This window comes from Wolbachia endosymbiont (group A) of Beris morrisii, from assembly GCF_964028185.1.
Lineage (GTDB): Bacteria > Pseudomonadota > Alphaproteobacteria > Rickettsiales > Anaplasmataceae > Wolbachia.
Map to the genome: position 1 here is coordinate 407,876 of NZ_OZ034760.1, position 18,389 is coordinate 426,264.

The 18,389-nt window shown below is 36.0% G+C and carries 16 protein-coding genes, 1 tRNA gene and 2 pseudogenes; 13 read left to right on the forward strand and 6 right to left on the reverse strand.

Annotated features, from left to right (window positions below):
- Positions 1–13: 13 nt before the first annotated feature.
- The 3 genes from ABWU69_RS01955 to ABWU69_RS01965 are packed head-to-tail and all read left to right on the forward strand — an operon-like array spanning position 14 to position 3,027.
- Positions 14–301 (forward strand): BolA family protein, encoded by a 288-nt coding sequence (locus ABWU69_RS01955; RefSeq protein WP_353285334.1) that lies wholly within the window; start codon positions 14–16, stop codon positions 299–301.
- Between the two features lie 4 nt (positions 302–305).
- Positions 306–1,547, forward strand: a complete 1,242-nt coding sequence (gene metC, locus ABWU69_RS01960; RefSeq protein WP_353285335.1) for a cystathionine beta-lyase — start codon at positions 306–308, stop codon at positions 1,545–1,547.
- Positions 1,522–3,027, forward strand: coding sequence for a Mur ligase family protein (locus ABWU69_RS01965; RefSeq protein ID WP_353285336.1), 1,506 nt, complete (start codon positions 1,522–1,524; stop codon positions 3,025–3,027). The genes metC and ABWU69_RS01965 overlap by 26 nt, the downstream gene beginning before the upstream one ends.
- On the opposite strand, the gene ABWU69_RS01970 is transcribed toward ABWU69_RS01965, so the two are convergent.
- The 4 genes and pseudogenes from ABWU69_RS01970 to ABWU69_RS01985 form a co-directional block, all read right to left on the reverse strand.
- Positions 3,009–3,743: a ComF family protein gene (locus ABWU69_RS01970; RefSeq protein WP_265026435.1), complete on the reverse strand. Its 735-nt coding sequence runs from the start codon at positions 3,741–3,743 to the stop codon at positions 3,009–3,011. The genes ABWU69_RS01965 and ABWU69_RS01970 overlap by 19 nt on opposite strands.
- Positions 3,744–3,864: 121 nt before the next feature.
- Positions 3,865–4,512: a hypothetical protein gene (locus tag ABWU69_RS01975; protein WP_353285337.1), complete on the reverse strand. Its 648-nt coding sequence runs from the start codon at positions 4,510–4,512 to the stop codon at positions 3,865–3,867.
- A gap of 54 nt (positions 4,513–4,566) precedes the next feature.
- Positions 4,567–7,362, reverse strand: coding sequence for an excinuclease ABC subunit UvrA (gene uvrA, locus ABWU69_RS01980; protein ID WP_353285338.1), 2,796 nt, complete (start codon positions 7,360–7,362; stop codon positions 4,567–4,569).
- A gap of 360 nt (positions 7,363–7,722) precedes the next feature.
- Positions 7,723–8,447: pseudogene (locus ABWU69_RS01985) on the reverse strand (IS4 family transposase); the annotation flags it as partial.
- 61 nt (positions 8,448–8,508) lie between these two features.
- On the opposite strand from ABWU69_RS01985, the pseudogene ABWU69_RS01990 reads away from it, so the two are divergent.
- The 10 genes and pseudogenes from ABWU69_RS01990 (at position 8,509) to ABWU69_RS02035 (ending at position 15,694) form a co-directional block, all read left to right on the forward strand.
- A pseudogene (locus tag ABWU69_RS01990) lies at positions 8,509–9,344 on the forward strand (IS5 family transposase).
- Between the two features lie 163 nt (positions 9,345–9,507).
- Positions 9,508–9,633: a transposase gene (locus tag ABWU69_RS01995; protein WP_265026438.1), complete on the forward strand. Its 126-nt coding sequence runs from the start codon at positions 9,508–9,510 to the stop codon at positions 9,631–9,633.
- On the forward strand, positions 9,633–9,947 hold the full coding sequence (locus ABWU69_RS02000; protein ID WP_353285339.1) for a hypothetical protein: 315 nt from the start codon (positions 9,633–9,635) through the stop codon (positions 9,945–9,947). The genes ABWU69_RS01995 and ABWU69_RS02000 overlap by 1 nt, the downstream gene beginning before the upstream one ends.
- A 41-nt stretch (positions 9,948–9,988) precedes the next feature.
- Positions 9,989–10,192, forward strand: coding sequence for a hypothetical protein (locus ABWU69_RS02005; RefSeq protein WP_265034612.1), 204 nt, complete (start codon positions 9,989–9,991; stop codon positions 10,190–10,192).
- Positions 10,192–10,566: a DDE-type integrase/transposase/recombinase gene (locus tag ABWU69_RS02010; RefSeq protein ID WP_265026441.1), complete on the forward strand. Its 375-nt coding sequence runs from the start codon at positions 10,192–10,194 to the stop codon at positions 10,564–10,566. Before ABWU69_RS02005 ends, ABWU69_RS02010 begins: the two co-directional genes overlap by 1 nt.
- A 239-nt stretch (positions 10,567–10,805) precedes the next feature.
- Positions 10,806–10,883: transfer RNA gene (locus tag ABWU69_RS02015), tRNA-Arg, on the forward strand.
- Between the two features lie 82 nt (positions 10,884–10,965).
- A complete protein-coding gene (dnaJ, locus tag ABWU69_RS02020; protein ID WP_353285340.1) occupies positions 10,966–12,084 on the forward strand; it encodes a molecular chaperone DnaJ in 1,119 nt (372 codons plus the stop codon).
- A 208-nt stretch (positions 12,085–12,292) separates the two neighbouring features.
- Positions 12,293–13,927, forward strand: coding sequence for a ribonuclease J (locus ABWU69_RS02025; protein WP_265034615.1), 1,635 nt, complete (start codon positions 12,293–12,295; stop codon positions 13,925–13,927).
- A gap of 100 nt (positions 13,928–14,027) precedes the next feature.
- Positions 14,028–14,408 carry a hypothetical protein gene (locus ABWU69_RS02030; RefSeq protein ID WP_265034616.1) on the forward strand — a complete coding sequence of 127 codons (381 nt, stop codon included), beginning with the start codon at positions 14,028–14,030 and terminating at the stop codon, positions 14,406–14,408.
- Positions 14,409–14,431: 23 nt separating this feature from the next.
- On the forward strand, positions 14,432–15,694 hold the full coding sequence (locus ABWU69_RS02035) for a Tol-Pal system protein TolB (RefSeq protein ID WP_265035696.1): 1,263 nt from the start codon (positions 14,432–14,434) through the stop codon (positions 15,692–15,694).
- Position 15,695: 1 nt separating this feature from the next.
- Here ABWU69_RS02035 and ABWU69_RS02040 read toward each other — a convergent pair whose 3' ends face one another.
- Together ABWU69_RS02040 and trpS are read right to left on the reverse strand one after the other, a co-directional pair.
- Complete coding sequence (locus ABWU69_RS02040; RefSeq protein ID WP_265034617.1) at positions 15,696–17,054, reverse strand: ankyrin repeat domain-containing protein; 1,359 nt, start codon at positions 17,052–17,054, stop codon at positions 15,696–15,698.
- Between the two features lie 301 nt (positions 17,055–17,355).
- Positions 17,356–18,354, reverse strand: coding sequence for a tryptophan--tRNA ligase (gene trpS, locus ABWU69_RS02045; protein ID WP_265034618.1), 999 nt, complete (start codon positions 18,352–18,354; stop codon positions 17,356–17,358).
- Positions 18,355–18,389 lie beyond the last annotated feature (35 nt).

Consider the following 18,389-nt stretch of genomic DNA (forward strand, 5'->3'; position numbering starts at 1 on the left):
TAAAGGAGCCATTATGGATATTATTAAAACGATAGAAGAAAAGATACGCGATTCGATAGATGTAATTGATATCAACATTATCGATGAATCAGCAAAGCATGCTGATCATTATTTTGCTTCATCTTCAACACTACCTTCACATATCAAGCTAATATTAATATCTGACAGCTTTATCGGAATGAACACTCTCAAAAGGCATAAATTGATCTATGAATTATTAAAGAGTAAGATAGAGCTAATACATGCAATTTCTCTTCACTTGTATACGCAAAACGAGTACAATTTAAAAAATAAAGAATAAAAATGTGAAGGAAGAGTCTTTATTAGTTAAAGCAGGAAGAAAATTTAATGACTATAAAGGTTCTATGAACCCGCCAGTTTATCATTCTTCTACCATATTATTTCCTACTTACAAAGACTACTTAAATGCTGCAAATGGAGAAAGTATATACGATGTAATCAACGATGGTGTTGCAAGAGATTACAGCTATAGTAATGTTGGTACTCCCACTGTTCATTATCTTTCAAATGCGCTTGCTGAAGTTGAGGGTAGGGGACAAGCATTAATCTATCCTTCCGGATTGTTTGCACTTACTTTTGCTATTTTGACTTTCACTAAAGCGGGTTCGCATGTCTTGATACAAGATAATAGTTATTACCGACTTAAGAGATTTGCCGAAAATGAGCTACCAAAAAGAGGAATAGAAGTAACTTTTTATGATCCAATACAGGATATAACTGATTTAATTCAGAGTAATACTTCATTGATAATGATCGAGACTCCTGGTTCTGTAACGTTTGAGATTTCGAATGTAGAGCATATAGTAAAAATTGCTAAGGAACACAGAATCGTAACCGTTTGCGACAATTCATGGGCCACTCCTTTGTTATTTAAGCCGCTTAATTATGGAATTGATGTTGCACTATATGCGGTGACAAAGTATCTAGCCGGTCACTCAGATTTAGTGATGGGAGCTATTATTGCTGAAGGTGAAATTTTTAAATTGCTTTATGAGAGCTATAAAAATTATGGAGTAACCATTCAATCGCACGACTGCTACCTTGCACATAGGGGACTTAGAACATTGTACACACGTATGAAAAGGCACCAAAATACAGCAATGGAAGTGGCAAAGTGGCTAGAAAAACATTCAAAAATCAAAAAAGTTTTGTATCCAGCACTTCCCTCCCATCCTCAACACGAATTATGGAAAAGTTACTTCAAAGGAGCAAGCGGCACATTCAGTATAGCACTGGATAGAGAATATTCATGTGAAGAACTAAGCTGCATGGTTGATCACATGAAAATTTTTGGTATCGGTGCTTCTTGGGGAGGGTGCGACAGTTTGATATTACCAATAGATCGTAGATCTATGTCAAGATCCGTAATGAGTTCAGACTATGGTGGAAGTTTTATACGGATATTTTGTGGACTGGAAGATCCTGAAGATTTAATCTCTGATTTAAATGCTGCACTAGCAAGGTTGCCATGTTCGAATATCAAAGCTGGCAGAGTAAAGCATGAAACTGAGAGAATTACTGCATAACATTATTGATGTTAACTTTGATGTTGAAATCAAGGGCGTTACATGTAATCCCAAGAGAGTCAAGGAAGGTTATCTTTTTGTTTGTGTGTCAGAAAGGGATAGGATTTACATAGATCAGATATTATCTTGTGGAGCTAAAGCGATAATTGCAAGTGATTGCATAACAAATGGTGTCATTCCAGTGCGTGACACTGGAATCCAGGAAAAAAAAAGATGGATCCCAGTGTCAGCTACTTGGATGACAGAAGCTTCAAGCCTTGGTATCATTCCAGCGCGTGATGCTGGAATCTGTATCTTCCACCCAAACCCTCAAGAAATATACAGCGAAATAGTCAGCAGGTTTTATCAATTTAAACAGCCCAAATATGTTGCTGCTGTAACGGGTACGAATGGTAAAACTTCAGTGGTAGAATTTTGCCGCCAGATCTGGCAAAACTCTGGCTATAATGCTGCGTCTATTGGAACACTTGGAACATGCATCAATAATGGCAGAAAAGATAATAGCAACAGTCTTACCACTCCAGGTGCAGATGACCTTTACGCAACATTGCGTGGTATAAATGTAGAACACTTAGTGTTGGAATCATCAAGTCATGGAATTGATCAATACAGAATCCATGGATTAAAGTTGAGTGCTGCAGCTTTTACTAATTTCTCGCAAGATCATTTAGATTACCATAAAAATCTCGGTGAATACTTAGAAACTAAAAAAAGGTTATTTTACGAGGTATTACCAGAAGGAAAAACAGCGATTTTAAATGCGGATATAGATGAATACGGCGCATTGCTTAAAATAGCTGAAAAACGCAGCAACAAAATTATCACCTATGGAAAAACAGGCTCTGATATTACTTTATTAGAGCAAACACCAACCCCTAATGGTCAATATCTTACAGTAAAAATTGATAACCAAATTTACAATACATTTTTCCCAGTTTTAGGAAAATTTCAAGCATATAATCTGCTATGTGCAATTGGTATATCTGGATTAAATTACAGAGAAATATGCGTAGAAAAACTCGTTTCTCCACCAGGAAGAATGGAAAAAGTGAAACCTTTTGCATTCGTGGATTACGCTCATACTCCAAGTGCGCTTAAACAAGCCCTATTGTCTTTAAAATGGCACGTTAACAAAAAAATAGTCCTAGTTTTTGGATGCGGTGGAAATCGTGATCAAACAAAACGTGCAGAAATGGGTAAAATAGCACAAATGTATGCAGACAAAGTGATAATCACAGATGATAATCCGCGTGATGAGAATCCGGCAGAAATTCGTCGTGGTATTTTACTACATTGCCCTGATGCGCTAGAGATAGAAGATAGAAGAGAAGCTATAGAGAAAGGTATAGATATTGCCCATAACGAAGGTATGATTCTGCTGGTTGCAGGAAAAGGACATGAGAAATTCCAAATTGTAGGAAGCCAAACTTTTGAGTTCAGTGATGTTGAGGTTATTAAAAATCATGCCTTAACATACTGATTTTCACAATCATTCACTGTTCTTGCAAGTGATAGCACTCTCACTTCTCTTGCACCGGAGTTTAAAATTTCTTGAGAGCAAGATCTTACAGTTGCTCCGGTTGTTACCACATCGTCAACTAATATCACGATTTTATTTTTGATAATTTCTTTGTTGCTTGTTTTAAAAGCCTTCTTTAAGTTTTTTTCACGCTGTTTAAGTGAAAGACCAGCTTGAGGCGCAGTATGGCGAAGACGTTTTATTGCAAATGGCGTATAGGATAAATTGGACAACTTACTCAACTCTTTTGCAAGCAGTGCTGCTTGATTATATTTACGTTTAAACAAGCGCATTTTATGTAACGGTATAGGAATTATGACCTCTGCGTTCTGAAACGTGTCCTGATTAGCTTGGTGTATCCACTTTGCATAGATTTTTACGTAATTCAAATTATCAAAAAATTTGAAATTTATAATCATGTTTTTACTATGTTGATCATAAGCAAAAACTGATCTTATTACTTTAAACGGTGGAGGATTGATGATGCACTTACCACACGTATAAATATTGTCTGAGATTACTACGCCACAAACATTGCAGTAATGCTTAGTTAGAAAATTGATTTTTTTGTTGCATTCACTACACAGATTAAGATTTTCATCAATGATACACTCGCAACTTACGCATACGTTTGGAAATATGAGATTTGTAGCTTTTTTTAGTAAGAGAAGGTTCACAATTCATTAAATATATTATAAAATTTATATAGTATAGCTAAAGTAACTTGTGCTTACACTCTTTCACTTTTTATTTCATCTCAATGTAATTCAAACTGAGCCACTGCTGAAAAAGCAGAACTTATAACTCAGTTTGCGGTATACCATTGACTAAAGTAGTCTCCGAATCACTCCGATTAGATAAAAGCTGATGTTTTTCTGGCTTCTGTACTTCACTCAACTTACTTTGCACTTTGTCACAAGCCCACACAAGTGGCGTTATGATTGACGCGGCAGCCCAAATGATAGCAGCGCAAGCATAACTTACAATCTTGTTAAATACTCTAGCTACTGCATTAGCACAATCTCGCCCCATTTCTAAAAATATGTTTGAATAATTAACGAATGATTTTGTATCCGTTTTAAAACAATAGTCCCCTGTTATTTTTGACAATAACTTGACTGGAAAGTATGACAAACATGCCACTATCAAAAATAAAGGTTGCAATATTATGTTGGCTGCTAAAACAGCACCCAGTGTACACAATGAATACACTCCCTCTGCTCTGTGGCCCACGTATTCACATTTATCATTATCTTGATAATACTTGTTATAATTGTCTTTACTCTCAACGCCACAAATTACATCTTTCACAGGTCCTAGCACATTATCAACGTAACGTACAGATTTATAGAAACTATTCTCTGGAACTGGTGTGTGATTTTTTACTTCCTTAGCAGGCACAATTCCATATTTAGCATACCTTTTAAAATATTGATATACTGACATTCTCATCTCCAAATCATAAATGTGCAACGTAGCCTAATATAATTAAGAAATAGTTTATAATAAATACGTTTTAAGATACCTGCCTGTAACACTTTCTGGAGTTTTTGCCACTTCTTCTGGAGTTCCAGTAGCAATCACTTCTCCGCCTTTTATTCCGCCCTCTGGTCCGATGTCTATTATATAATCTGCAGTTTTTATAACATGCAAATTGTGCTCGATAACTATAACAGTGTTTCCCAGATCGACTAATCTATGGAGTATTTTTAGTAAGTTATTTATATCTTCAAAGTGTAATCCAGTTGTTGGCTCATCAAGAATATACAATGTTCTTCCAGTAAATCGTTTTGATAGCTCTTTGGACAGCTTTATTCGTTGTGCTTCACCCCCAGACAACGTTGTTGACGACTGTCCGAGTTTTATATAGCCAAGCCCTACTTCCTGCAAAGAAACCAACTTTTCTTTTACCATTGGAAGGTTTTCAAAAAAATCACAAGCCTGATCTATCGTCATATCAAGCACATCAGAGATTGATTTTTCTTTATAAGTAACTTCCAATGTTTCCCGATTATACCTTCGCCCTTTACACTGCTCACACTTCACATAAACGTCCGGTAGAAAATGCATCTCTATCTTTAAGTGCCCATCACCTTTACAAGCCTCACACCTTCCCCCTCTGGTATTAAATGAAAACCGGCCTATATTATATCCCCTTGCTTTTGACTCCGAAAGACCTGCAAACCAATTTCTTATATGAGTGAACATACCAACATATGTTGCTGGATTTGACGCCGGAGTTCTACCAATTGGCGACTGATCAACTTCTATAATTTTATCTATATATTCAAGACCTTCTATCTTATCGCATTGGCCATACCTTGCAGACGAATGATGTATCTTATGTGCTGAATATTTATATAACGTTTCTATGACTAAACTTGATTTTCCCCCTCCTGATATTCCAGTAACACAAATAAGATTCCCTATAGGAAATTTAACGTTCACATTTTTTAAGTTATTTTCACATGCATTTATTACTTTTATGAACTGAGTTGCTTGCTTTCTTCTCCTTGGAATTAAAATTTTTTTCTCTCCACTCAAATATTGCCCTGTTATGCTCCCTGAATTTCTTTGCACCTGGTCTGGTGTTCCTTCTGCAACAACTTTTCCACCATTTACGCCAGCTCCAGGACCAATATCAATCGCATAATCAGCAGCCATTATTGTATCTTCATCATGCTCAACAACGATTACAGTGTTACCCATGTCTCTCAAGTTTTTCAGTGTAGCAATTAACCGATCATTATCGCATTGATGAAGGCCTATCGAAGGTTCATCAAGCACGTACAGCACTCCTGTTAAACCAGAGCCAATTTGTGAAGCAAGTCTGATCCTCTGACTCTCGCCGCCAGAGAGAGTGCTAGATTCTCGATCAAGCGTTAGGTAATTCAACCCTACATTCTTTAAAAATGCTAGCCTCTTGATTATTTCATTTAATATTTTACTTGAGATTTGCTTCTGTTGTTCTGTGAGCTTGTCTGGCAAATTTTCAAACCACTTAAGGGATTCATCGATGCTGAGCCCTGATATTTCACCTATATGTTTGCTATCAATTTTTACTGTAAGCGCTTCTTTTTTTAATCTATAGCCAGTGCATTCCTTACAGTGAGTGACAGAGCAATATCGCTCAACAAGCGTTTCATCATAATCCATCTGACGTTCTAGGATACTGACCAAACCTTGAAATTTATCAGAGCCAAAGAGTATCATATCTTTTACTTCTTGATCTATGTTCTTCCACGGAACATCAAGGCTAAATTTACAATTTTCAACCAGTGATAGAATTGCACTTTTTAGAAATCCATAACTTGTGTACATTTGGCGTGCTGCCTGCCCTACTGGCTTTAAAGCACCCTCAGATATTGAAAGAGTTTCATCTGGCACTATCAGTTTTACATCAACAGCCAGCTTTTTACCAAGCCCATTACATGAACCGCATGCACCGTAAGGGCTGTTAAAAGAAAATAATCTTGGTTCTATTTCCTCAAGAGTGAAACCAGACTCGGGGCATGCAAAATTCTCTGAAAAAGTCAGAATTTGGCCATTGTTATACTCAGAATTATGGTTGTCAGGTAGGTTTACTACTTCTACATACATTAGACCATTACCAAGTTTTAGTGCGGATTCTATACTACTTGGCAGTCGATTTCCTATATCGCCCAATATTGATATTCTATCTGCAACCACAAAAATGTCGTGTTTCTTGTTCTTATCGAGTTTAGGCAAGTCATCTACATTGTACACTTCACCATCTATTTTGAACCTTACGTAACCTTGTCTTTTAATTTCCAATATCTCTTTGAGATGTTCTCCCTTTCTACCACGCACAACAGGGGCAAGTATATATATTTTAGTTTCTAAAGGTAACGCAATTATAGTATCTACAATTTGAGACACCGTTTGTTTTGTTATTGGCAATTGAGTTGCAGGTGAATAAGGAACTCCTATTCGTGCATATACTAAGCGCAAGTAATCGTAAATTTCGGTAACAGTTCCAACTGTTGACCTTGGATTTTTTGAGATCGATTTCTGGTTGATAGATATTGCAGGAGAGAGACCTGTAATCGACTCAACATCTGGTTTATCCTGAATGTTGAGAAATTGACGCGCGTAAGCTGATAGGCTTTCAACGTACCGGCGTTGGCCTTCCGCATAAATTGTATCAAAAGCGAGGCTAGACTTGCCAGAACCACTTAGCCCAGTTATAACAACTAGCTTATTTTTCGGTATATTGACATCTACACCTTGCAGATTATGTTCCTTTGCGCCCTTAACTCTGATGAAATTGTCCATACATCACGTATTTTTAACAATCATAACCTCAAGATACATAAACTTACAGTAACTTTCTACTGATTTTTTAACTATTACGGAGAATAAGGTGGCTATAGCTAGTGCAAACCGTTAACTGTACGAACATTTTAATATGATACGATGTTACATAGTAAACGATATCATTTCAGCGCCACTTTTCTTGTCATTCCAGTGTCAAGCACAGTCGTCTAAGTGAGGAAAGTCACCTCTCCCCACTCGACTTCAAAACCGGACTTGTGGTAGAGTGGGCAGCCAGCGAGTTACTTGTTAAGTACTTTTCCAACAGCCCCTCTCCGAACCTTACTATTACCCACAAGTATAGAATTCATGAGCAAGTCTTCATCCTTCTGCTAAATCAAAGAGACGTTTCCATCCCTTCCACAGAGCTATAGCTAAGTCATTTTTGCGGGCTAAGAACCCTCCTAATTTGGCCACCCACCTCACGGTTTCTCTTATAGGTGGTGGGGTCACAGGATAGTTTTTTGTCTTAAGCATTTTGGTATACAAAACCTTCCATTCATCATCAGTCAGTATGACAGTACAAGAAAGGTTTGCTAGCTACCAATGTGATAAAGAATATTCTCCATGCAATTATACTCATAATTGTAAGAAAGCGGATTAATCTATCTGCTGTTTGGAGCCTACATTCTTCAACTTTAAGACCGGATTTCAAAATTTTATGAAAAACCTCTATTCTCCATCTTAAGCAATACCATTGTATTTTTTCTACTGCTTCTTCAAAATTATTAATATTTATATTTGTCAATAAAATCCAGTTCATAGGCTCTTCGCCAAATGGGGGATATTTTTCTATAACATAGACAGCATTTAAATTTAAATTAGGAAGTTTTTGGGTTTTACGTCTAGCGTTATTTTTTGATGCATTCATCACAAAGTTACTAAACTTTACTTCTAAAACTGCTGTTCTTTGAGGTTTATTATCGCGAGCAGACTTGAATTTCTCCTTGACAAGACATGCGATTCATCAAATCCCACAATCTTTTACCACCTTTTTCAGAATAAGTCGACTTCTTGTTTACTGTTCTGTTTTGATTTCCTCTTAGAGCCTGTACATGATCTCAAGAAAGGAATAAACTAAGAGATAGTGTATATAAATGAGGATATATGAGGAGTTTATACCCAAGTGACATAAGTCGAGAAAAGTTTGAGATTATTGTAGCAGATCTGGAATCTTGCAGAAAGAAGACAAAACCAAGAACACTTGATTTATATGATGTATTTTGTGGGGTGCTATACGTCTTAAAAAGCGGCTGCCAGTGGAGAATGTTACCAAAAGAGTTTCCAAAATGGCGCAATTGTTACGACTATTTTAAGAAGTGGAGTGAAAAATCAGATGTAAATAAAGAAAGTGTTCTGGAGCTGGTATTAAAAAAAAATAGTTGGCGTGGTCCGACAAAACAATGGTCGGAAAGAAAAAACCAGCTTCTGCATAATTGATGCACAAAGTGTAAAAAATGCAGATACTGCTGAAGAAAAAGGCTATGATGCAGGCAAAAAGATTTCAGGAATAAAACGCCATATTGCAGTAGATACGCAAGCATGCAATTTATATAACGACAGCAGAGATAACTGACCGTAGCAGTGCTGTGAGAATGGTCGAAAATGCAAAAGAAAACCTCTCGAGAGTAAAAAATGTACTGGTTGATGCAGGCTATACTGGAGAGAATTTTGCAACTCAAATAAAAACGATTGTTGATGCAGGCTATACTGGAGAGAATTTTGCAACTCAAATAAAAACGATTATTGGTGCAAACGTTGAAGTGGTAAAAAGAAATGAATTACATTCCTTTGTTGTGTTGCCCAAAAGATGGGTTGTGGAGCGCTCTTTTGCTTGGTTAGAAAAATGTAGAAGATTGTGGAAAAATTGTGAGCGGAAACTCAACACTAGCCTGCAAATGGTCGTTCTTGCTTTCACTGCTTTACTCCTTAAAAGATTATGAACAGGCTCTTACAACTATTTTCTATACTCTTAAAAATGACTGGGTTTTTAAAGATTTCACAAAATTTGAATTTTTTATTGGACAACAATCATAGGAGAAAAAGTAGAGAGAAAGTTAAGACGATTTTGAAGTAAAATAAAACGTTTTTTCAAAGAGGTGTAATATGACAAATAGAAGAGAATATACAACAGAGTTTAAATTGGAAGCTATAAAACTAGTAAAAGAACCATCAGCAAAAATAGCAAGGGATCTGGGTATAAGTGGCGATTTGTTAAGCAAGAAAATATAATGAAAAAATGTCTGGAGCAGCCAGGCAAAGGAAAATTGGCTCCTTATGACAAAGAAAGGTTTGATTTGAAGAAAGAACTAGCAAGAGTAACGAGAGAGAGACATTTTAAAAAAAGCCCTGGCCAACCAAAAAGAGTAAAATATTCTTTTATAAAAGAACATAGAAACTGCTATAAAATACAGGAATTATGCAGGTTTTTAGATGTATCTGCTTGTGGTTATTATAAATGGGTTGCTAAGGAAAAAAACAATAAAGAATTAGCAAGAGAAGAGCTTCTAGGAGATATTCAAAAAAGCATCACAACACAGCCCTAAAATCCATAAAAGCTTTAGGCAAAAATTATAACATCAAAACAGTGCAAAATGTTATGCAGGAAAATGACATTATAGCCAAACTTAGACGAAGATTTAAAACTAAAAAACAACCAAATAATATGGTTATTGCTCCTAATATATTAGATCAAAATTTTATCACTGAGCAACCAAATAAAGTATGGGATTACTTATATAAAAACCAAGGAAGGTTGTTGGCAGCAATAATTCTCACGCATGGTAGTTAATGAGTCATACAATGGCTAAACAACTAGTTGTAGATGCTTTGTTGATGGCTGTTAATAAGCGCAAACCCGCTAAAGATCTACTGTTACATAGCGATCAAGGGTCACAATATACTTCAAAAAATTATCAATATCTATTGGATACAAAAAGTGTCATATCTAGCATGAGTCACAAAGGTTGTTGTTACGATAATGCCGTTGCGGAGGGCTTTTTTAGTTCACTTAAGAGGGAGTTACTTATTGATACTTCGCAACACTCTGCACAACAAACCAGAACTGCCATATTTGAGTATATAGAAATTTTTTATAATAAACAACGACGTCATTCTACTATTAACTATTGCATTCCTGAACTTTTTGATTCATCATTTTCATGACAAAATTCTCTTAACTTTCTCTCTACTTTTTCTGGGTAGGGCCACAGTCACGCGCTGACCATTTGTTGTACTTAACAAAAGCAAATGTTCGTATAGTTGTGGGCTTGACCATAAAATGATTCTTAAGAAAGCAAATGCAATTTTTTGCGGGTTTCACGCGTGATAAAAATTAACAGTTTTATTTTTAACCAAATTAATTGAATCAAGCTACAAAATCTGCTAAAGTTAACTTTATGAGAGCACCCTTAGCTCAGTTGGATTAGAGCATTTGACTACGGATCAAAAGGTCGGGCGTTCAAGTCGCTCAGGGTGCACCACATTTTATAGGAAACAGAAGTCACACTTGAAATTAATATATGCAATACCTATCTTTAAAGGTTAAACACTAAACTATTATATATGAGCAAAAAAGACTACTATGATCTGTTGGAAGTAGGCAGAAATGCCAGTATTGATGAGATAAAAAAAGCGTATAAAAAATTAGTGTTAAAATATCATCCTGATAGAAATCCTGGCAATCAAGAAGCAGAGGAAAAATTTAAAGAAGTAACAGCTGCATATGAAGTTCTATCTGACTCTGAGAAAAGGGCAGGCTATGATCGTTATGGCCACGAAGGTGCTTCTGGTGGATTTCAAGGCTTCAGCTCTGCAGGAGATTTTAGCGACATATTCAATGACTTCTTTGGTGGAGGATTCGGTGGTGGTGCAAGTAGATCGAGAGCAAAAAGAAGTACAACAGGAGTATCTGGAGCAGACCTACGTTATGATCTTGAAATTACCTTGGAAGATGCATTTAAAGGAATACAAGCGCCTATACATTATGTGACAAATGTAAAATGTGATACATGCCAAGGCACAGGTGGCGAAGGAGCAATTAAACCAGTTCAGTGCCACACATGCCAGGGAAGCGGTAGGATTAGAACTCAACAAGGCTTTTTTACCATCGAAAGAACATGTACTACATGCTATGGGGAAGGAGAAATAATACGAAATAAATGTAAGAAATGTGGTGGAAGTGGACGTAGAAGAGATGAAGTAAATATATCCGTTTCAATTCCAAAAGGCATAGAAGAAGGAGCTAAGGTAAGGGTAAGTGGTAAAGGAGAAGCTGGAGCAAGAGGTGGAAAAAGTGGAGATTTATACGTATACGTGAAAATAGTTCCCCATAAAATCTTTACTCGAAATAAAGCAGATTTACACTGTAAAGTGCCTATAAGGATGACACTAGCAGTGCTTGGTGGTGAAATCGATGTACAATCAATTGATGGAGCTAAAATAAAAGTAAAAGTTCCAGAGAGCACTCAAACTGGTACCAAGTTACGTTGTAAGGAGAAGGGTATGCAATATATGAACTCACATGTTCGTGGTGATTTGTATGTACAGGTAATAGTTGAGACTTTAAATCCAAAGAATTTAACTAAAAAGCAAATTGAGCTATTAAAAGCGCTTGAAGAAGAGGAAAATGCAAGTGTACAACAGCAATCTGAAGGGTTTTTTAGTAAAGTAAAAAAAAAATAAGAAATCTGCTAAATGACATGAAGGGGTAACTGTTTACGGGTTTTCATTTAATCCTGCAATTCTTTGATCTTATTAATGGAAAACTTAACAATAGTGTTATTATTAGCCAACAGAGACTTCTCAGTTCCTTAAAACTATGTAAAAGCAATAAATTTCTTTATTTAAGGTCGAAGTTTTGCTATTCTCAGGTTTTAATAATTTAAATTTAATGAATATAAACAAAAATGAGTTTTTATTTCTTCCTCTTGGAGGAGTAGGAAGAATCGGGATGAATGTTAGCCTATATCATTACCAAGGCAAGTGGATTATGATCGACCTTGGTATCGGTTTTGCAGATGAAACTATGCCAGGTGTTGAGCTGCTCATTGCTGATGTAGATTTTATTGCTCAAAGAAAAAAAGATTTACTTGGAATAATAATTACACATGCACATGAGGACCACTGCGGTGCAGTGCCCCACTTGTGGGAAGAATTGCAGTGCCCCATATATACAACAAAGTTTACGGTTAATTTTCTCAAGGAGAAACTAAAGGAGTTTCGATTGGAAGGTGTGGTACCTGTGAAAGAGGTAGACATAAATGGCAGCATAAATTTGGGTCCTTTTACCGTTGAGTTTATAAATGTAACTCATTCAATTCCTGAGGCAAATTCAATATTAATTAGCACTGAAATGGGTAGTGCACTTCATACTGGAGACTGGAAATTCGATCCAAAACCTGTTGTTGGATTAACTTCCAATATGGAGCGTTTAAAAGAAATTGGCGATAAAGGTAATCTGCTTGCAGCAATTTGCGATTCAACCAATATATTAAGCAAGCATCACCCTGAGTCAGAAGGTGAAATTTATAATAATATTTATAACATAATAAAGCGGTCTAAAAAATTAGTTGCTGTTTCGCTATTTGCTTCAAATGTGGCACGAATTGAAACGATAAGCCAAGCTGCAAAAGTACTAAATAGAAAAGTAGTTTTACTTGGTAGATCTTTATGGAGAATAGTGAAAGTTGCGCAAGATAGTGGTTATTTAACTGATTCTCCTGAGTTTCTAGAAGCAAAGGAAGCAGTAAATTTTCCAAGGGAAAAACTGGTGCTACTTTGCACAGGTTGTCAAGGTGAGCCACTGGCAGCTACCGCAAGACTTGCTGCTAAGAGTCATCAAGCATTTAAAATGCAGCAAGGTGATACCATGATTTTTTCGTCAAAAATCATTCCTGGAAATGAAACTCGTGCGCACAACATGCTCAATGCCTTTATTGAGATGGGGGTAGAAGTTGTTACTGAAAAAACAGAGCATGTTCATGCTTCTGGGCATCCAACAAGAGAAGAGCTAAAGGAAATGTATTCTTTAATAAAACCGAAGATGTCTATTCCAGTTCACGGCGAATATATTCACACGCATGCACATGTAAAATTTGCTAAAGAGTGCGGTGTGGCAAAAGCAATAATGATTGCACCAGGTGATATTGTTAATTTGGAGAACGGAGAAAAAGTTGATTCAATCGATGTTGACTACTTTGGTATTGATGGTATGTTGCTACGTCATCCGGAGTGCAGTGTTATAAAAATGCGTAAGAAAATGAGAGATGCTGGAGCTATTGTAGTGACAGCAGTTGTAAACAAGAAAAATAAATTGCTTGCTAAACCAAAAGTATTTGCACCTGGTGTTTTCGAAGCGCCAGAAGATGCAGCTATTATGCAAAGGATCATAGAGAAGGTTGAGTCAGCGTTTAGTTTACAGCCGACAAAAAAAATAAGAAATAAGATTGAAAGTTCAATATTTAGTATCTTAAAGGAATATTTACTAAAAAGACCTATAATTGAAGTCCAGATAGAACAGGTATAGAAATATACCTCTTTTATTAACCATTATTTGAGTAAGAAGTTAACAATGTATTCTTTGATGTTATTTCAGCATGCAATGCTGGAATCCATAAAAAAAATCAGTGTCAAGCACACAACTGTATGAACGTTGTGATTTTAGAGCAATCCCTGCCGGTAATGGTGTCATCCCAGTGCTCCGATACACAGCTGTACGAACATTTGTTCGCAGAGGCAGTGTGTTAGCCGATTTTACCTCAAACACAAAGGTGTCATCCCAGTGCTTGACACTGGGATCCAGCAAAATTGATTGTAAACAAGCGCACTATACAACATTGTCGATGAAATTGCCAGAAAACTGGATTCCAGTGTCAAGCACTGGGATGACATCAGAGGTTAATGTCACCTACTGTAACACGAGAAGTTCGAACAGTTGTGTATCAGCTACTTTCATGACGTCGTTTGTTGTGCAGTTTACCTTCAAAAGTAAACGTTTGCTGGGATGATAGAGAGCAAAGCAGGAAGTCTAATGAAGTTATTCGTTCAGCTGGTGTTATTTATTTCGTTATTTATTCCTTATTTTACAAAAGCTGCTTTATATGTTGATATAAAAAAAAGCAGTGTTGGTAACATTGGTCTTGTTGTATCTAAATGTACATGTAAAACAGCGCTGGAAAGCGAATTAAGCGAAAATATTGCAAAGGTAATAGGAACAAATTTATCTAATTGTGGCTTATTTAATGTAAAACGTGACGTAGAAACTGAATCTAAATCTTGGAAAAGCGATACTGTAGTCACAGTAAGTTTAAGCGAAGTATCTGGTAGTGCATTAGAGCTATCATTTCGTTTGTTTGACACTTTTACAAGAAGAGAATTACTTACTCAGTCAGTTGTTTTTCCAGCAAAAGACTGGAGAAAAATTGGTCACCTTGTTTCGGATGTGATACATGATAGATTGATTGGTGAGAAAGGGCACTTCAACACAAAAATCACGTATATCGCTGAAGAAAAAGATAGCAATTACAAATCTGTGCGTAAAATTGCTGTGATGAATCAAGATGGAAGTAATATAAAATACTTAACAAATGGCGATAGATTTGTGTCAACACCGAGATTCTCACCAAATGGAGAGGGTATTGTTTATATCTCATATGCAAATGGTAAAAGTTATATAATATTAAAAAATTTAAAAGATAACACTGAATCAATGATCAGCGCATTTGAAGGAGTTGTTTCTGCACCAAGATTTTCTCCTGATGGTAAATCTCTTTTAATTTCCCACTCATTGGGTGGTAAAACGAATATATTATCTTTAGATTTAAGTAGTAAACGAACAAAAAAAATTACTAAAGGCTCAGCTATAAGCACTTCTCCCTCTTTTTCTCCAGATCAAAAGTATATGGTTTTTAGTTCTGATATAAGTGGAAGTCAGCAACTGTACGTTATCGATTTTACTAACAAAAGTAAAAAACCTAAAAGAATTAGTTTTGGAAGTGGAAGATATGCTACGCCTGTTTGGTCGCCAAAAGGAGATCTGATAGCTTTTACAAAGATTCAGTCAGGAAAATTTTACATAGGAGTTATGAAGCCAGATGGCAAAGAAGAACGTCTGCTTTCAGAGGGGCATAAAATTGAATCCCCGGCATGGCTACCAAATGGCAGAGAAATCATTTTTACAAGAACAGAATCACCAAGCAACTCTAAACTATATTTAGTAGACTTAGTAAAGAAAAATCAAAAAATGGTTTCCACTCCCACAAATGCTTCTTTACCGGATTGGTCTTATTTTTGAACTACTGAGCTGCACACTGCTGATTAACTGTATTATCACGGCATTGATTTATTGCTACATCAACAAGATACCCCGCTACACCACCTACTATAGCACCAGCGATTCCTGACAACACAACAGTTGCAATTACTCCAATAACAGCAATTTCAGGTATAATTCCCATTGCAGCCAGTGTGGCTCCTATAACACCAAGCAGTAGTGCTGAACGGATAATTGTCCGTCTTCTCGGAGAAATTCCTAGAGTAGGATCTTGTTTTGGATGTGAATTGTTATTAATTACATTTTCTTTGTGTTCAGTGAATAGTTTTTCAAGATCATTCTTTGTGTATCGAACCCAACTTAATGCACTAACGGTTCCTTCTTCATCACAAAATTCAGAGTCAGCGCCTGTCTTCAATAGTAATTTTACAGTTTTAGTATCATGATCATTTAAGCTTTTCTCATACTTATTAAAGTAAGCAATACTTTCTAAGACCATACTTTTTTGTCTATTCGACATATATGGTAAGAGTATTTCCACTTCTCTCCTAGCAAATGCTGTGAAATCGCTAGTGCATAACTTTTCAATTTTAGCACCATGTTCAAAAAGTGCCTTAACAATATCATTTTTTTTGTTTTCTAAAGCATAATGAAGTGGTGTGTAGTGTGATATGCCATAATGACCACCTATATTCGGGTCTGCTCCGTGCTTTAAAAGCACATTTACGACATCAAGGTTGCCTAATCTACACGCAACTATTAAAGGAGTACCTTCATATACACTAATAGTATTCACATCTATTGTGTTAAGTTTTGAGTATAGCTCGATATTACTATCATAAGCTGGTGTTGAATTACCAGGGCTATATTTTGATAAAACTTCTTCAAGAAACTCTATCCAATCAGGATTTTTACAAGAATTTCTTACAACGTGGTGCAATATCGATTCTTGAGCATCTTCAATACCAAAAGGTTTGGTTTTTACGTTGATGTTCTGAACTTTTGTTAACAAAATTTTTGTTCGGGCTAGATCTCTCTTTGTAAGAGCAGAAAATAAATCTTTCTCTTCTTTACTTAAATGTGAGCCATAGAGGTTGTTTCGCTGTTCTTTAATAATTCTATCAATCAAATCATCCCAATAATCATTAGACTGTTGGCTAATGAATTCTTCGCTGATCTCGCCTGTTAATATTCCATATGCTACTGATATTTCTTTAAACTTTTCTGTTGTTGTCTTTTGCTCTTCTTGGCTTTTATCTGACCATTTATCGGGATGCCATTCGAGTGCAAGCTTGCGATATGCCTTCTTAATCTCTTCTGCGCTTGCATTCTCTGACAATTCTAGAACTTTAAATGCCTCTTTACGTGTTTTTGGAATCATACTCACCCCCTTGGTAAAATTAAATTAACATAATGTATTATCAGTTTAGCAAGTCCACTCAAGAAAGCAAAGTAAAACTAGAGACAGATTTCTTACTTTACCAAGAAGGATATCATGCAAGCCCTATGATGTCATAGAAGTAGCTGACACATAACTGTACGAACATTTGTTTGCAAAGGCAGTATGTTAAGTGTTATAGCCGGTTTTGCCTCAAACACAAAGCCATTCCAGTGTCAGCTACTTAGATGACAAAAAAAGTGAACAAAATTTCCTGATTTATTTATACCTACACTTTGGAACCTTACAGATATTGAGCAAATCCAATAATATCCTTGATTTCTTTTATATTATGGGTTGCAATTTCTGCTGCTTTCTTTGTGCCTTTTTTTAATATTTCATGTAAATGGAATTGGTCTTTTAAAAGATCATTCATCCCCTCACGTATGGGTGATATAACACTGATAATTAAATCAGCTAACTCTTTTTTGAAGTGTTTCATGTCATGTTTGTTCACTTCTTCACATACTTTTTCCACATTTAAATTACTAAGCACTGAATAAATGTTTATCAAATTGCTTATTTCCGGGCGGCACTCTAAAGTAGCAAAGCCTAGAATTGAATCTGTTTTTGCTTTTTCTATTTTTTTGACAATTAAGTCATCCGTATCATCAAGGTTAATGCACGAATATTCTGAAGGGTCAGATTTACTCATCTTGCTTGTACCATCTCTTAAGCTCATTATCCTTGATGTGCAATCCAAAGTTAAGATTTCAGGTACGATGAAATAATCCAGTTTATAATGATTGTTAAAAGCTGATGCAATATCACGTGCAAGCTCCAAATGCTGTTTTTGATCATCACCAACAGGAACGTATTTAGTTTGATACAACAATATATCTGCAGCCATAAGTACTGGATAACTATATAATCCAAGAGAGGCTTTTTGTTTATCGCTGCCAGCTTTATCTTTAAATTGAGTCATGCGATTAAGCCAACCAATTGGTGTATAGCACCCAAGCAGCCAGCCCAGTTCTGCATGACTACTAACTGTGGACTGATTAAAAATAATGGACTTTTCTGGATCTATTCCACATGCAATATAAGCTGCTGCTGTTTTGAAAATATTACTTTTTAATTCACTTGCGGGAAGCTTATTTGCTGTGATTGCATGTAGGTCGACAATACAAAAAAGAGATTTGTATTTATCCTGTAAGTCTATCCACTGTTTGATTGCACCAAGATAATTACCTAAATGTAGTACGCCACTTGGCTGGATACCTGAAAAGACAATACTTGTCATTACACATGTACCTTATGCGTTTTGCTAATCGTTTC

Bases quoted from the DNA above. Each gene is read 5' to 3' on its own strand.
- ABWU69_RS02035 (WP_265035696.1), top strand. From the start codon at position 14,432: ATGAAGTTATTCGTTCAGCTGGTGTTATTTATTTCGTTATTTATTCCT.
- uvrA (WP_353285338.1), bottom strand. From the start codon at position 7,362: ATGGACAATTTCATCAGAGTTAAGGGCGCAAAGGAACATAATCTGCAA.
- ABWU69_RS02040 (WP_265034617.1), bottom strand. From the start codon at position 17,054: ATGATTCCAAAAACACGTAAAGAGGCATTTAAAGTTCTAGAATTGTCA.
- ABWU69_RS01955 (WP_353285334.1), top strand. From the start codon at position 14: ATGGATATTATTAAAACGATAGAAGAAAAGATACGCGATTCGATAGAT.
- ABWU69_RS01995 (WP_265026438.1), top strand. From the start codon at position 9,508: ATGACAAATAGAAGAGAATATACAACAGAGTTTAAATTGGAAGCTATA.
- trpS (WP_265034618.1), bottom strand. From the start codon at position 18,354: ATGACAAGTATTGTCTTTTCAGGTATCCAGCCAAGTGGCGTACTACAT.
- ABWU69_RS01965 (WP_353285336.1), top strand. From the start codon at position 1,522: ATGAAACTGAGAGAATTACTGCATAACATTATTGATGTTAACTTTGAT.
- ABWU69_RS01975 (WP_353285337.1), bottom strand. From the start codon at position 4,512: ATGTCAGTATATCAATATTTTAAAAGGTATGCTAAATATGGAATTGTG.
- dnaJ (WP_353285340.1), top strand. From the start codon at position 10,966: ATGAGCAAAAAAGACTACTATGATCTGTTGGAAGTAGGCAGAAATGCC.
- ABWU69_RS02010 (WP_265026441.1), top strand. From the start codon at position 10,192: ATGAGTCATACAATGGCTAAACAACTAGTTGTAGATGCTTTGTTGATG.
- ABWU69_RS02025 (WP_265034615.1), top strand. From the start codon at position 12,293: ATGAATATAAACAAAAATGAGTTTTTATTTCTTCCTCTTGGAGGAGTA.
- ABWU69_RS02000 (WP_353285339.1), top strand. From the start codon at position 9,633: ATGAAAAAATGTCTGGAGCAGCCAGGCAAAGGAAAATTGGCTCCTTAT.